13 protein-coding genes are annotated in these 13,642 nt (G+C 63.1%); 1 reads left to right on the forward strand and 12 read right to left on the reverse strand.

Going from position 1 to position 13,642, the window contains the following annotated elements; translation table 11 throughout:
- Window positions 1-93: 93 nt before the first annotated feature.
- The 6 genes from BLS48_RS24615 to BLS48_RS24640 form a co-directional block, all read right to left on the reverse strand.
- A complete protein-coding gene (locus BLS48_RS24615; RefSeq protein ID WP_091583357.1) occupies window positions 94-1,236 on the reverse strand; it encodes a Gfo/Idh/MocA family protein in 1,143 nt (380 codons plus the stop codon).
- Window positions 1,237-1,247: 11 nt separating this feature from the next.
- Window positions 1,248-1,994, reverse strand: coding sequence for a sugar phosphate isomerase/epimerase family protein (locus tag BLS48_RS24620; protein WP_091583360.1), 747 nt, complete (start codon window positions 1,992-1,994; stop codon window positions 1,248-1,250).
- Window positions 1,995-2,034: 40 nt separating this feature from the next.
- Window positions 2,035-3,129 carry an ABC transporter ATP-binding protein gene (locus tag BLS48_RS24625; protein WP_091583577.1) on the reverse strand — a complete coding sequence of 365 codons (1,095 nt, stop codon included), beginning with the start codon at window positions 3,127-3,129 and terminating at the stop codon, window positions 2,035-2,037.
- A gap of 5 nt (window positions 3,130-3,134) precedes the next feature.
- Complete coding sequence (locus BLS48_RS24630; protein WP_091583362.1) at window positions 3,135-4,067, reverse strand: carbohydrate ABC transporter permease; 933 nt, start codon at window positions 4,065-4,067, stop codon at window positions 3,135-3,137.
- Window positions 4,064-4,951 (reverse strand): carbohydrate ABC transporter permease, encoded by an 888-nt coding sequence (locus BLS48_RS24635; RefSeq protein ID WP_091583365.1) that lies wholly within the window; start codon window positions 4,949-4,951, stop codon window positions 4,064-4,066. The genes BLS48_RS24630 and BLS48_RS24635 overlap by 4 nt, the downstream gene beginning before the upstream one ends.
- 81 nt (window positions 4,952-5,032) lie before the next feature.
- A complete protein-coding gene (locus BLS48_RS24640) occupies window positions 5,033-6,271 on the reverse strand; it encodes an ABC transporter substrate-binding protein (RefSeq protein ID WP_091583368.1) in 1,239 nt (412 codons plus the stop codon).
- A 394-nt stretch (window positions 6,272-6,665) separates the two neighbouring features.
- Between BLS48_RS24640 and BLS48_RS24645 the strand changes: the two genes are divergently transcribed.
- A complete protein-coding gene (locus BLS48_RS24645; protein ID WP_091583371.1) occupies window positions 6,666-7,718 on the forward strand; it encodes a LacI family transcriptional regulator in 1,053 nt (350 codons plus the stop codon).
- 18 nt (window positions 7,719-7,736) lie between these two features.
- Here the strand turns inward: BLS48_RS24645 and gndA are convergent, their stop codons facing one another.
- From gndA to BLS48_RS24675, 6 genes are all read right to left on the reverse strand, one after another.
- Entirely contained in the window at window positions 7,737-9,164 is a 1,428-nt protein-coding gene (gene gndA / locus BLS48_RS24650) for an NADP-dependent phosphogluconate dehydrogenase (RefSeq protein ID WP_091583580.1), read from the reverse strand.
- A gap of 166 nt (window positions 9,165-9,330) precedes the next feature.
- Window positions 9,331-10,968, reverse strand: a complete 1,638-nt coding sequence (locus BLS48_RS24655) for a copper resistance CopC/CopD family protein (RefSeq protein ID WP_091583583.1) — start codon at window positions 10,966-10,968, stop codon at window positions 9,331-9,333.
- Between the two features lie 53 nt (window positions 10,969-11,021).
- Entirely contained in the window at window positions 11,022-11,540 is a 519-nt protein-coding gene (locus BLS48_RS24660; RefSeq protein WP_091583374.1) for a YcnI family copper-binding membrane protein, read from the reverse strand.
- A 29-nt stretch (window positions 11,541-11,569) separates the two neighbouring features.
- Window positions 11,570-12,121 (reverse strand): copper chaperone PCu(A)C, encoded by a 552-nt coding sequence (locus tag BLS48_RS24665; protein WP_091583377.1) that lies wholly within the window; start codon window positions 12,119-12,121, stop codon window positions 11,570-11,572.
- A gap of 97 nt (window positions 12,122-12,218) precedes the next feature.
- A complete protein-coding gene (locus tag BLS48_RS24670; RefSeq protein ID WP_091583380.1) occupies window positions 12,219-12,575 on the reverse strand; it encodes a hypothetical protein in 357 nt (118 codons plus the stop codon).
- 117 nt (window positions 12,576-12,692) lie between these two features.
- Window positions 12,693-13,595, reverse strand: a complete 903-nt coding sequence (locus tag BLS48_RS24675; RefSeq protein ID WP_091583383.1) for a GntR family transcriptional regulator — start codon at window positions 13,593-13,595, stop codon at window positions 12,693-12,695.
- Window positions 13,596-13,642: the final 47 nt, after the last annotated feature.

Raw genomic sequence — 13,642 nt, forward strand, 5'->3', positions numbered from 1 at the left:
GTCGGCTGCCACCGCGACAACGCGGCGAGTCGGCTCAGCCCCTCTCCCTTACCCTCTCCCCGCAGGAACGGGGAGAGGGAGGCGGCGCGTGGCCTATTTCTTCTTTGCCAGGAGCTCCTTGGCTTCCTTGACGCCAAGTGCAGTTGGCCGCTCGCATGTCGTCTGCATGGCGACGAACTTGCCGGTCTCGCCGGAGCGCAGCAGGCCGGTCATCACGTCGACGGCATGCAGCGCCAGTTCCATCGAGCAGCGGTGCGGCCGGCCCTCGGTAATCGCGAGCGCCATGTCGGCGAGGCCGGCGGTGCGGTAGTTGGCCATCATGCCTTGCGAATGCATCTCGTTGGGCACGCCGAACGGATGCTTCCATTTCGGCAGCTTCTTGACCGGCTTGCTGTCCTCGGTGAAGCGCACATCGCCACCGAAGAAGTTCGGATCCGGCACAAACACCGTGCCAGCCTCGCCATAGAGTTCCATCGGCGCATGGCCGTGGGCCCAGACATCCCAGCTTGTGTTCAGCGTCACCACGGCGCCGTTCTCGAATTCCAGCAGGCCATGGATAGTCGTCGGCGTGTTGACCGGGATCTTTTCACCCGCGCGCGGCTTTGAACTGATGGTGCGCTCCTTGGCCGGCGTCGTCGCAAAGGCCGCGACCTGTTTCACCGGTCCGATCAGCTGGATCAGATTGGTGATGTAATACGGTCCGATATCGAGCACCGGTCCCGCGCCAGGCTGGAAGAAGAAGTCGGGATTGGGGTGCCAGTGCTCCATGCCGTGGCCCATGACGTGGCACGTGCCGCTGGTGATCTTGCCGAGTTTTCCCTCGTCGATCAGCTCGCGGACCAGCTGATGCGCGCCGCCGAGGAAGGTGTCGGGCGCCGAGCCGATGCGCAGCCCCTTCTTCTCCGCACGCGCCTTGAGGTCCTGGCCTTCCTTGACCGACAGTACGAAGGGCTTTTCCGAATAGACGTGCTTGCCGGCGTCGAGCACTTGCTTCGACACCTCGTAATGCACCGCCGGGATGGTCAGGTTGACGATGATGTCGATGTCGTCGGCCTTCAACAATCCGTCGACTGTTTCGGCGCGCAGCTTGAACTCCTTTGCCCGCGCCCTGGCGGCATCCATGTTGATGTCGGCGCAGGCGCGCATCTCGATGCCGCGAAACAGCGGCGCCAGCGAGAAATACGCTTTCGAGATGTTGCCGCAGCCGATGACGCCGATACCCAGTTTCTTTGCCATGCTGATTGTTCCTAGTAGTTTTTTACGGTTGCGATCGAACGGCGGGCGAAGCGCTCGATGTCGTTCGGGTTGTCCTGTTCCATGACAAAGTACTTGGCGGCGCTCTTGGCGCGCAGCACCTTGATCAGGCCTGCCCAGTCGATGGTGCCGTGGCCGACATCCGACCAGCCATCCTCGTCCAGCCCCTCGCCGGGCTTGGCGATGTCCTTGACGTGAACGGCGCCGATGCGCTTGCCGTGTTTCTCGATCCAGGGCAGCGGATCGTCGCCGCCGCGCACCACCCAGGCGACGTCCATCTCCCAGCCGATGTCAGGCGCGGAGGACAGGATATGGTCCTGCGGCACCGATCCGTCGGCAAGTTTCTTGAACTCGAAATCATGGTTGTGCCAGGCAAAGCCGTAGCCGGCCTTTTTCGCGGTGGCGCCGACCTTGGCCAAGCGTTCGCCAAAGCCGCGCCAGCCGGCGACGTCGGATGGCCGCTGGTCAGGCATCAGAAAGGGACAGATGAGCAGCGTGATGCCAAGCGCGTCGGCGGTTTTGCGCACGCCGTCGAAATCCTTCTCGAGCGCATCGATCGAGAAATGTCCGGTCGGCATGGCGAGGCCATTCTTGTCGAGTTCGGCGCGGAAGGCCTTGGGATCGTCATAGACGCCGCCGAAGCCTTCAACCTCGGTGTAGCCGAGCTTGCCGAGCGTGTTGAGCACGCCTTCCCAGGGCTGGAAATTGCGGGCGCTGTACAGTTGGAATGACCAGTTCATCGTCTCTGTCCGTTCTGCTTGGGGATGGTGGGTCTTGGGGCTACATGCGGTTGCCGGATTGGCTGTCGAACAGCGAGGCGCGGGCGGGATCGAAGCCGATCCGGATTGGCTCGCCATTGCGCAGCGTCTTTTCCGCCTCGACGCGGAAGGAGAAATTGTGGCCGCCGAGCTTCGTCCACACCAGCGTGTCGGAGCCCATCGGCTCGACGATCTCGACGGCGGCATCGGTGGCAAAGGGCATGGTGTTCGCGGCCTCGCCAAAGGCGACGTGCTCGGGTCGGATACCGAAAACGCAAGGCCCGCCGCCGTTGCCCGCCGCGTCGAAAGCATAGCGGTCGAGCGGTATCGAGACATCTCCGGTCTTGAAAGCAGTGCCTGCCGACACCTGCCCGTCGATGAAATTCATCGCCGGCGAGCCGAGGAAGCCAGCGACGAAGCGGTTGACCGGGCGGTTGTAGATGGTCTGCGGCGCATCGAGTTGCTGGATGACGCCGCCTTTCATGACTGCAATACGGTCGGCCAGCGTCATCGCTTCGATCTGGTCGTGGGTGACATAGATCATCGTGTTCTGCAGCTTGCGGTGCAGCAGCTTTATCTCGACACGCAGCTCGGCGCGCAGCTTGGCGTCGAGATTGGAGAGCGGCTCGTCGAACAGAAACACGTCGACATCGCGCACCAGCGCGCGCCCGATCGCCACGCGCTGGCGCTGGCCGCCGGAGAGCGCCGCCGGCTTGCGTTGCAGCAGCGGCTCGATCTGCAGGATTTCGGCGGCCCGCGCGATTCGCTTGGCGATCTCGTCCTTCGGTGTGCCGGCGACGCGCAGGCCGAAGGACAGGTTCTTCTCCACTGTCATCTGCGGATAGAGCGCATAAGACTGGAACACCATACCGATGCCGCGGTCCTTGGGCTCTTCCCAGGTGACGTTCTTGCCCTTGATGAAGATGCGGCCTTCCGAGACGTCGAGCAGGCCGGCGATGCAGTTGAGCAAGGTCGACTTGCCGCAGCCGGAGGGCCCGAGCAGCACTATGAATTCGCCATTGGCGACATCGAGATTGAGCGTCTCCAGGACGGTCACCGCACCGAAATTCAGCGACAGGTCCTGGATCGAAACGCTGGTGCCGTTGGCTGCCGTCATCGCCATCACCCTTTCACCGCGCCGGCGGCGATGCCGCGGACGAAAAGCTTGCCGGAAATGAAATAGACGATAAGCGGCACAAGCCCGGTCAGGATAGTGGCGGCCATGTTGACGTTGTACTCCTTCACGCCTTGCACCGAGTTGACGATGTTGTTGAGCTGCACCGTCATCGGATAGGTGTCGGGGCGGGTGTAGACGACGCCGAACAGGAAGTCGTTCCAGATACCCGTCACCTGCAGGATGATGGCGACGACGAAGATCGGCAGCGACATCGGCAGCATGATGCGCAGGAAGATGCCCCAGAAGCCGGCGCCGTCGACGCGCGCCGCCCTGAACAGCTCTTCGGGCATGGAGGAAAAATAGTTGCGGAACAGCAACGTCAGGATCGGCATGCCGAAAATGGAATGGACGATCACCAGCCCGCTGAGGCTACCGTAGAGGCCGATCTCGCGCAGGATGATGACAATCGGATAGATCATCACCTGGTAGGGAATGAAGGCTCCGACGATCAGGATAATGAAAAAGGTGTCGGCCCCCTTGAAGCGCCAATTGGCCAGCGCGTAGCCGTTCACCGAGGCAATGGCGATCGACAGCAGCACCGACGGCACGGTGATGCGCACCGAATTCCAGAAGCCGCGCGAAAGCCCGTCGCAGTTTAATCCGGTGCAGGCCGTCGACCAGGCCTTGACCCACGGCTCGAAGGTGATTTCGAGGGGCGGGGAGAAGATGTTCCCAAGCCGGATTTCCGGCATGCCCTTGAGCGAAGTGACGACCATCACGTAGAGCGGCAACAGGTAGTAGGCCGCGATGACAAAGAGTGTGCCGTAGAGGAAGATGTTGCGGCGCGAAAACATGCGGCGGGGTTTCGGGCCGTAGGGTCCGGCGATGTCCTGGCTGGCGGCAGCGATTGCTGGAGCAGCGGTGTTTGCCATACTCATTTGCGCCGCCCGAATTCGAGATAGGCCCATGGCACGATGACGATCACCACCGAGAGCAGCATCATGGTCGAGGCGGCGAAACCCTGGCCGAGATTCTGGGCGAAGAACATGTAGTCATACACGTACTTGGCCGGCACCTCGGAGGCGATGCCCGGGCCGCCGCTGGTCTGGGCCACGACGAGATCATAGACCTTGACGATACCGGAGGCGATGATGACGAGCGTGGTGATGAAGACCGGCCTCATCATCGGGATGACGATGAACAGATAGGTCTTCCACATCGGTATCCCGTCCACCCGCGCGGCCTTCCAGATGTCCTCGTCGATGCCGCGCAGGCCGGCCAGCATCAGGCACATGATGAGCCCGGTGCCCTGCCACAGTGCCGCGATCGATATGCCGTAGATGACGATGCTGGAATTGTAGAGCGGGTCGAAGCTGAAGCTGTCCCAACCCAGCCCCCGCACCACATGCTGGATGCCGAAATCCGGATTGAGCAGCCACTGCCAGACAAGGCCGGTGACGATAAAAGAGAGCGCAAAGGGATAGAGGAAGATGGTCCGGAACGTGTCCTCGAAGCGTATCTTCTGGTCGAGCAGCGCGGCAAGGAGGAAGCCGATGACCAATGAAAAAACCAGCGAGATGGCGCCGTAGATCAGAAGGTTCTCGATCGAGATCAGCCAGCGCGGCGTCACCCACAACCTGTAATACTGGTCGAGCCCGACGAAATTCAGCCGCGGCAAGAGCTTCGAATTGGTGAAGGAATAGAGCACCGTCCAAAGCGTGCCGCCGACGAAAACCACCCCTGCGGTGAGGATCATCGGGATCGAGGCGACCTTCGCATTGAGGTTGCGGAACAGCGGGTTGGGGCGTTCGCTCTTGCTCATCTCGTCAGCCGGCTGGGTAAGGGCGGTGCGGTCCCGGCCTTGCGTTCGCAAGGCCGGGACCGAGGTGGGTTGGCTCCAACGTCAGTCTGCCGACGCGATGAGGTCGGCGAAGCGCTTCTGCGCGTCTTCCACTGTCAGCTCCGGCTTGGCGAAGAATTCGGAGAAAAGATCTTCCTTCTGCTTCTGGGTGTCCTGCGAGAGCAACTGGTCCGTCCACGGTATGACGGCGCCCTTGGCGAGGATGGCGAGGCCCTTCTTCATGCAGTCGTTCGCCGCATTGACATCCACATCGCCACGCACCGGCAGCGAGCCCTTCTTCAGGTTGAAGGCGACCTGCGTCTTGGGATCGAGCAGCGTCTCGGCCAGCACCTCCTGCGCCTTGGCCTTGTCGGCATCCTTGAGCAGCGGGAAGTAGAAGGCGTCGCCGCCAGTGGCGATGACTTCGTTCAGCCCAAGGCCCGGCAGGCAGGTATAATCCTTGCCGGCGGTCTTGCCGGCAACCTGAAACTCGCCTTGCGCCCAGTCACCCATGATCTGGCCACCGGCCTTGCCGGTAATGACCATGTTGGTGGCCTGGTTCCAGTCCTGCACATTGGTGTTCTTTGCCATCTTGCGGGCATCGTCCGCAGCCTTGAAAACCTTGGCGACTTCGGGTCCGGCGGCGAATTTGGCGTCCTTGTCCTTGTAGACCTTGAGGAAGGCATCCGAGCCGCCAACCGCGGCAAGCAGCACATCGAAGGCGCCGGAGGATTGCCATGCCTGCCCGCCGACGGCGAGCGGGACGATACCTACCTTCTCCAGCGCGGGGGCGGCGGCCACGAATTCATTCCAATTCTTCGGCACCGGCACGCCGGCCTTCTCGAAAGCCTCGTTCGACAGCCATAGCCACTGCCAGGAATGGATGTTGACGGGCACGCAATAAATCTTGCCGTCGATGGTGCAGCTGTCGAGCAGGCTCTTCGGTCGTACGATCTCGGTCCACTTGCCCTTGGTGGCGACGTCGGTGAGGTCGCGCATCAGGCCGGCCTGCACCAGCTCTTCCGCCTGGCGGCCGTGGTTGAACTGGGTGGCGCCCATCGGATCGCCGCCGGTGATGCGGCTGATCATGATCGGCCGCGCCGTGCCGCCGGAACCGGCGATGGCGCCATCCACCCAGTGATTGCCGGTTGCGTCGAAAGCCTTGGCGAGTTCCGCGACCGCCGCCGCCTCGCCACCCGAAGTCCACCAATGGGTGACTTCCAGATCGGTCGCGGCGGCCGGACCGGCGAACTGCAGGGCAGCCGTCGCGGCCAGCGCAGCGGTCAAAAGTTTATATCGCATTTCGGTTCCTCCCAGAATCTGAAACGTTACAGATTTTCGATACGGCAATTGCGTGGGCTGCGCAACCCCATGAACGAAACGAGCTCGACATTTTTTCGGGCCGCGAACAAATTCGCGCGAACGGCAATCACTATGTGCACCGCAACATGCTCGCTGCAGTGCAAAACGCCGGAATGGCGCGTGAAATCCGGGAAGGAGCGTGATTTCTTCTGGAATCCCAATGGGTTTCGCACAGGAGCCGTCCCTTCGCGACAGGCGGTCGGCACCTCGATATTGGCAATCTGTAACGTTTCAGTATATCTAGATTCTACCAGGGCTGGAGCGCATGTCGTATCGCAGGGGCAGTGATTGCGGACCTGCACGGCGGCTGCTATGCGCCTGACGGGCGGGACGAATGGACAAACAGCGCAGGGACAAGAAGGAAGGGGCCTCGGCGCAGGGGCGACCGACGCTGAAGACGCTTGCCTTCATGACAGGGCTCGGCGTCACCACCGTGTCGCGCGCCTTGAAGGATGCTCCGGAAATCGGCGCCGAAACCCGGCGACGCGTGCAACTGGTGGCCAAGCAGATCGGTTACCGGCCGAACCGGGCCGGCGTGCGCCTGCGCACCGGTAGGACCAACGTCATCAGCCTCGTGCTCAACACCGATCGCGAGATCATGAGCTTCGTTTCGGACATCATCTATGGCGTTTCGGAAGTGCTTGCCGAAACGCCCTATCATCTGATCGTCACGCCCTATTCCCGCTCCCAGGACCCGATGGAGCCAATCCGCTATCTCGTCGAGACTGGTTCTGCCGACGGCGTCATCATCTCACGCACCCAACCGAACGATCCGCGCGCCCGCTACATGCTGGAGCACGGCATGCCTTTTGCCACGCATGGCCGCACTGACATGGGTGTCGTCCACCCCTACCACGACTTCGACAACCATGCTTTCGCGATCGAGGCCGTGCGCCGGTTGGCGAGCATGGGCCGGCGCAAGCTCGCGCTTCTGTCACCGCCGCCCGGGCTGACCTATTACAGCCACACGCTGAACGGGTTTGCCGATGCGCTGAGCGAGGTCGGCGCCAGCGAAATCCCGTTCAACACCGTTTCGATCGATCATTCGATCGAGCAGATAAGGAGCCGGACCGCACAACTGATGCGCCGTGAAAACCGGCCGGACGGTTTTGTCAGCAGCGCCGCCGCCGCGACACTCGCTATCGTCGCCGGCATCGAGGATGCCGGCCTCAAGCTCGGCCGCGACGTCGATGTGGTGTCCAAGCAGTCATCGGACCTCCTGCACCTGTTCCGGCCGGAACTGCTCGTCGTCAACGAGAACTTCCGGCTGGCGGGCTCCGAACTCGCACGCTCCGTGCTCGGTTGGATCGGCGGCGCCGCGCCCGGCTCGCTGCAGTCGCTCAGCTTGCCAGGCGAGGTGCTGGCCTATCGGCATCCGGCCGGCTGATTTGGTCCGATGCCCTGATCAGCCAGCCGCGACGCTGCCCCAAGGACCATGGAAAGCGCCCGGCCCGTCGATGCGCTCGAAGCCATGCGCGCCGAAGAAATCACGCTGCGCCTGGATCAGGTTGGAGGTGCCGCGGCCCTGGCGGTAGCTGTCGAAATAGGCAAGTGCCGAAGACAGTGCCGGCACCGGTGCACCGGCCTCGGATGCTCTTGCCACGACGCGCCGCAGCGACGGATGCGCTTCCTGCATCATGGCGATGAAGGCTGGGGCCATCAAGAGATTGGTCGAAGCGCTGCCCTTGCCGAAGGCCTCGGCCATGGTGTCGAGCAGTTGCGAACGAATGATGCAGCCGGCTCGCCAGATCTTGGCGATGGTTGGCATCGGCAGGTTCCAGTTGAACTCCTTCGATGCGCCGCTCATAACCGCGAAACCCTGCGCATAGGCGGCGATCTTGCCGGCGAACAGCGCCAGTTCGAGGTCTTTCAGCAGCGCGTCCTTGTCGCCCGAAATCTTCGCCACGCCGACATTGCCATAGGCTTTTTCCGCCGCCAGCCGCTCGTCCTTGATCGACGACAGAACGCGTGCCGCCACCGCCGCCTCGATCGCCGTCGCCGGAATGCCGAGTTGCTGCGCCTCGATAACCGACCATTTGCCGGTGCCTTTCTGGCCGGCGCGGTCGAGGATGATGTCGACCACCGGCTTGCCGGTCTTCGGATCGTCGGCGGCCAGCACCTTGGCGGTGATTTCGATCAGGTAGGAGTTGAGCCGGCCTTTGTTCCAGTTGGAAAACACCGTGCCGATCTCCTTCGGCCCCATGCCGAGTCCGTCGCGCAGGATGCCGTAGATTTCGGCGATCATTTGCATGTCGGCATATTCGATGCCGTTGTGGATGGTCTTGACGAAATGCCCGGCGCCGTCGGTGCCGAGCCATGCCGCGCAGGGTTCGTCCTTGAACTTGGCGGAAATGGCGGTCAGCACTTTCTCGACGCGCTTCCAGCTCTCTTCGGTGCCGCCGACCATGATCGACGGTCCGTGGCGCGCGCCCTCCTCGCCGCCGGAAACGCCCATGCCGATAAAGGTGAGGCCTGAACCGGAAAGTTCGGAGAAGCGCCGCATCGTGTCGCGGAAATTGGCGTTGCCGGCGTCGATGACGATGTCGTTGGCCGACAGCACGCCACGCAAGGCCGCGATCTGCTCGTCGACCGGCTTGCCGGCCAGCACCATGATGATGATCGGGCGCGGCGGCCGGATCGCCGCGGCGAGCTCTTCCAGGCTGTAGCAGGGCACCACCATGTCCTTGAGCGCGCCGGCATTTTCGACGAAAGCGTCGGTGCGTGCCCTGGTGCGGTTGAAGACGGCGATGCGGTGGCCGTGCTCGGCGATGTTGAGCGCCAGGTTGGAGCCCATCGTGCCAAGGCCGATCAGGCCGATTTCGGCTTTTTCCATCGTTTCTTCCCTGCTTTCGGATCTTGTTGGTTCGAGCTCGCGATTTGCGCGGATGCCCACTATCGGCGAGATGATTGACGGGCCTTTCGGGTCACGTCAACCGCCTCGCCGAATTGTGTTGCCCGGATTGTCGGGCCGGCTCGTGCCGGCGCCTGGCAGTCCGGTCTTACGGCCTGATGTCGATTGGCGCTTCGATCTTCACCATCTCGAAGTCCGAAACCAGGATGTCGATGCGGACCGTCCACTTGCCGGGAACCGGGATGACGAGGTTGTCGACACGCCAGCTGCCGTCGCCGGGCTTGGTCGCGGCGCGCTTCAGCGGCTCGATGCCGGAATCGGGCTTTGACAGCACCAGTGTCACCTCCTTGGCGTCGAGCGGCCCGAAATCGCCGGTCATGATGATCATCGAGACGACGACCGGCCCGGCGTGGCCGGGCGTGACGCTGAGATCGGCCATCGCCTTCAGCGCGTGAATGTGGACCGAGGCTGGTTGCGCCGCCGCGATCGCCAGTGCCCGTGGCGGCGGCGTGAAGCGCCATCCCGCGGCAACGCCGAAGATCACCAGCACGATCAGCATTTCGACGCCGATCGAGCGAGAGAGCCTGCGTTGCACTTCCGTCGCTCCCGCCTCGGCCGGCGCGGTGAGTTTCCAGCGGTTTACGGCGGCGAGCGTGAACAGGAAGACCAGCAGCCCGAGCTTGATCAGCAGCAGCCGGCCATAGGCGGTATTGACCAGTGCTGTGGGGGTCTGCACCTGGATGACGGCAAGCACGATGCCGGCGGCGGCCAGCACGGCGACCACAGGCAGGATCAGCCAAGAAAACCGGCGAAGGAATGGCGCGGCCTCCGCCGATTGACCCTTCAGCGCCAGGCAGAGCGGCATCAACGCGCCAGCCCAGAAAGCGATGCCGACGCCATGCAGGAACACCATCGGTCGCGTCAGCCATTGTGGTTCGGCGGCACTGGCGTGACCGCTGGCGGCAAGCGCGGCACCCACCCCGGCCAGTCCTGCCAGGGCGAATGGCTTGGCAGTCGCGCGCGGCCCGACCAGCGACAGCAGGCCGAGGCCCAGCGCCATCAGGGCAATGAGCACCGTCCAGCCGAAACTGGTGCCGAGCCCGGTCCGCCAGATGACTGGCTGCGCCAGATGAGAGAGCGGCGCCCCGAGTGCATCCAGCCCCTGCAAGCCGAGCGACAAGGATGCCGCGACCAGCCCGCACGGGATTGCAGCGATGACGAAACGCCGACCGGCCTGTCCGCCCCGGGCCAACCAGGCAGAGGTGAAGGCGCCACCGACGCCAAGGAAAAGGCCAATGTAGAGAAAGACCTTGCCGACCCAGATTGCCGAGCGCAACTGCCAGTCGACAACTTCGGACAGGGCGGGCGGCGCGCTTGGCGCGCCCATGGAAAACAGCAGCGAACCGCCGACCGGATGACCGTCGGCGGAAATGACCCGCCAGCTCAGCACATGCGTGCCGGACCCAAGGGTCTGCGGATTGTCGATCTCGACCGTCTGGTCGCTGAGACGAAAGGATGTCAGTGCAACCGGCGTGCCGTCGGGCTTCACCAGCGTCAGCACCAGCGGCGACACCGGCTCGCTGAAGGTCAATGAGAACCGCCCCGGGGCCTGTGCCAGCACCGCGCCGTCGGCCGGATCGGTCTTGATCAGGGCGGCATGGGCAAAGGCCCGGTCCGGCATCAGTGTCGCGGCAAGCAACAGAAATCCAAGCAGCAGGCCAGCAGCCAGCCGGCCAACGCTACGGCCAGTGGTGCAGGCCTGCTCCAGGACAAATGCCGCGTTCATGTCATCACCGCTGAGAGAGCGGCGCGCTCCGATCCGAAGCGCGCCGCTAAAAATCATTTCTTGGGCAACAGCTTGATGCCGGGTGCCGGGTTCTCCAGGGCATCTTCATCCTGGCCGGCCGCCGGGACCTCTATCCAGCGATCGGTAACGCCGTCGCATTCCTGCACCACCGGGAAATAGAGTTTTTCACCCGCCGGCAGATCCGCGGTCAACTGTGCACGGAAGACGAACTCGTCATAGAATTCATCCGGCAGGCTGCCGCCGCTCCAGTCGACTTCCTTGACCCCATCGGTCACCGCCTGGCCGTAGAGCTGGTAGGATTTTTCGTATTTGCCCTTCTTGGTCTGCAATGTCCAACCCGGCTTCGGCATCGGCTTCACCGCGATCACCCCTTCCGGGATCTGTACGCGCACCGCGGTCGTCGCCTTGCCGTCGCAGCCATGCGGCACGCGCAGAATTGCCTTGTAGGTCGAACCGACCGCCGCTTCCTGGGTTTCGAGCGTTATGTGCGCGAAGGCGGCACTTGTCCCCAGTACGAAAAGCGCGCCGGCCGACAAAAGATACTTGTTCATGATGGTCCCTCTGAAACTTGCTGGCGCGATCAATCGGCGTGGTCGTCCATGCCCCCCATCTCGCCCATGCCTTCGACGGCGAAATCGACGCTGACCGTGCCAGCCTTCTCGAAAGTCAGCGTGGCGGAAAATTCCTCGCCTTGCTTGGGTTGCCGCTTCAGCCCGATGAACATCAGGTGATAGCCGCCGGGCGCGAGGGCCACCTTGCCGCCAGCCGGGATTTCCAGGCCGCCGGCAACCGGCCGCATGGTCATGACGCCGTCCTTCACCGCCATCTCATGCAGTTCGGCCTTGTCCGAAACATCGGAGGAAATCGACAGCAGCCGGTCCGGCGCACTGCCTTTGTTGGTGATGGTGAAATAGCCGCCGGCCACCTTGGCGCCCGCCGGCGTGGCGCGCGACCAGGGATGCCCGATCTCGAGAACGCCGACCTTGAACTCATGCGCCAGGACAGTCTGGGCACCGGCGAACAACAGGGCAAAAGCCAGCACGGCAATGCCGAGACGCTCCTCAAAGCTACGCAGGAAGGATTTGTTGCGGCTGAGCGTAGGACGCGCGGCGGTAAGGAAAAAATAGGACATGGTTGCTCCATGAAGTGATGATCGCGCCGGTACCGGTCGCGAGCAGTTCTGATCTTTGGATGGGTACGCCGGCGAAAGGTTCCGCCGGCAAGCAGGCTCAGGCCGTCAGCGGCGGCGCACGCGGGTTCGACGGCGAGCGCTCACGCGCGAAGTCCAGATGCGTCGTCGCCGGGAAAACAAAAGCGACCGTTTCAAAGGAAAGGCCGCCCAGCGCAAGGCCGGTGTCGGGCGGCGGCCCGAAGGCCGTCGAAACCATGCTGCAGCCAAGCACGCAGCATGCCGGCATATGGGATGGTTGCGGATTGCCGCCCGGAAGCTGGGCCGCGCCCTCATGGGTACAGATGACGTTGCCGAAAGCGTCGAGCTGCGCTGCATTCGGCCCGGCACCGAAGGCGAACGCGCCGAGCGTCGACTGGAGCAACAGCAGATAGGCCGCGACAAGCGCGACCGGCATGCTCCACCGTCTTCTCGATACGCTCAAAGCCCTGCCTCTTCGCAGCAATGCTACAAACCTAGCACGCGGCTGGCGGGTGGAAAATCGGCAATTCGATGCTGCGGCAACGCGGCACGATCAGGATTTTTGTAGTGGCCGACTTTCAGGGATCGAGGTCAGCAGGGTGTGACGCGCCGACTTCAGGTGCTTGCGGCAGGCTGCGTCGACCTTGCCGAGGTCGCGCGACTTGAGCGCCTCGATGTAGGCAAGATGCTCACCGACAGCCACTTCGTTGCGCTCACGCTCCTGCGCCTTGTTCCACTGGTAGTGATAGTGGAAGATCATGGCGATGACGTCATAGAAATCGACGATGAAGCGGTTGCGCGATGCGCGATGGATGAGCCGGTGAAAGCGCTCGTCCAGCTCCGAGAATTCGTTGAAGCGGGTGGCGATCTCGCGCGCGAGCAGGCGATGCTCATCTTCCAGACGGTCGAGATCGACCCATACCGTACTGTCCTGCGGCAAGGCGGCGAAGGCGGCCGCCGAGCGCAGTTCGAACATCTCGCGGATTTCGGTCAGCTCCAGCGCGAAGGCCCGGGTGAAGCCCTTCAGCACCCAATGGCTGTTGCGGCGCTTCTCGATCAGGCCGAAGCGGGAGAAGCGGATCAGGAATTCCCGCACGCTGGTGGTGCCGACCCCGATCTCGCGCGCCAGTTCGAGCTCGTTGATCTGCATGCCGGCTTCGGCGCCACCGGCGAGCAGCCTTCGCATGAACGACCGCTCGATGATCTCCGCCAGCGTGTCGGTCTCTTCCTCCGGGAAGAAATCATCTGGACGCGGTTCGCGCAGCACCGTCTTGGCACGCTTGTTCCAGGTGATAAGCCCGGTCTCTTCCATGCGTGCCAGGATGCTGCGGACGGTCGTACGGCTGACGCCAAGCAAGGTACCCAGCTCCGGCTCCGACGGGAGGCTGCGCGTTTCGTCGAGCAGCCTGAGGCAGCGGTTGTAGGCATCCTTGTAGACGTTGTTGCTCTTCGACATCCCTGACCCGTTGCACGCCGGCGCTTGCGGTGGCCGGCTTGAAGCGC

The sequence above is a fragment of the Mesorhizobium qingshengii genome, from assembly GCF_900103325.1.
GTDB lineage: Bacteria > Pseudomonadota > Alphaproteobacteria > Rhizobiales > Rhizobiaceae > Mesorhizobium > Mesorhizobium qingshengii.

Bases quoted from the DNA above. Each gene is read 5' to 3' on its own strand.
- BLS48_RS24615 (WP_091583357.1), bottom strand. From the start codon at position 1,236: ATGGCAAAGAAACTGGGTATCGGCGTCATCGGCTGCGGCAACATCTCG.
- BLS48_RS24620 (WP_091583360.1), bottom strand. From the start codon at position 1,994: ATGAACTGGTCATTCCAACTGTACAGCGCCCGCAATTTCCAGCCCTGG.
- BLS48_RS24625 (WP_091583577.1), bottom strand. From the start codon at position 3,129: ATGACGGCAGCCAACGGCACCAGCGTTTCGATCCAGGACCTGTCGCTG.
- BLS48_RS24630 (WP_091583362.1), bottom strand. From the start codon at position 4,067: ATGAGTATGGCAAACACCGCTGCTCCAGCAATCGCTGCCGCCAGCCAG.
- BLS48_RS24635 (WP_091583365.1), bottom strand. From the start codon at position 4,951: ATGAGCAAGAGCGAACGCCCCAACCCGCTGTTCCGCAACCTCAATGCG.
- BLS48_RS24640 (WP_091583368.1), bottom strand. From the start codon at position 6,271: ATGCGATATAAACTTTTGACCGCTGCGCTGGCCGCGACGGCTGCCCTG.
- BLS48_RS24645 (WP_091583371.1), top strand. From the start codon at position 6,666: ATGGACAAACAGCGCAGGGACAAGAAGGAAGGGGCCTCGGCGCAGGGG.
- gndA (WP_091583580.1), bottom strand. From the start codon at position 9,164: ATGGAAAAAGCCGAAATCGGCCTGATCGGCCTTGGCACGATGGGCTCC.
- BLS48_RS24655 (WP_091583583.1), bottom strand. From the start codon at position 10,968: ATGAACGCGGCATTTGTCCTGGAGCAGGCCTGCACCACTGGCCGTAGC.
- BLS48_RS24660 (WP_091583374.1), bottom strand. From the start codon at position 11,540: ATGAACAAGTATCTTTTGTCGGCCGGCGCGCTTTTCGTACTGGGGACA.
- BLS48_RS24665 (WP_091583377.1), bottom strand. From the start codon at position 12,121: ATGTCCTATTTTTTCCTTACCGCCGCGCGTCCTACGCTCAGCCGCAAC.
- BLS48_RS24670 (WP_091583380.1), bottom strand. From the start codon at position 12,575: ATGCCGGTCGCGCTTGTCGCGGCCTATCTGCTGTTGCTCCAGTCGACG.
- BLS48_RS24675 (WP_091583383.1), bottom strand. From the start codon at position 13,595: ATGTCGAAGAGCAACAACGTCTACAAGGATGCCTACAACCGCTGCCTC.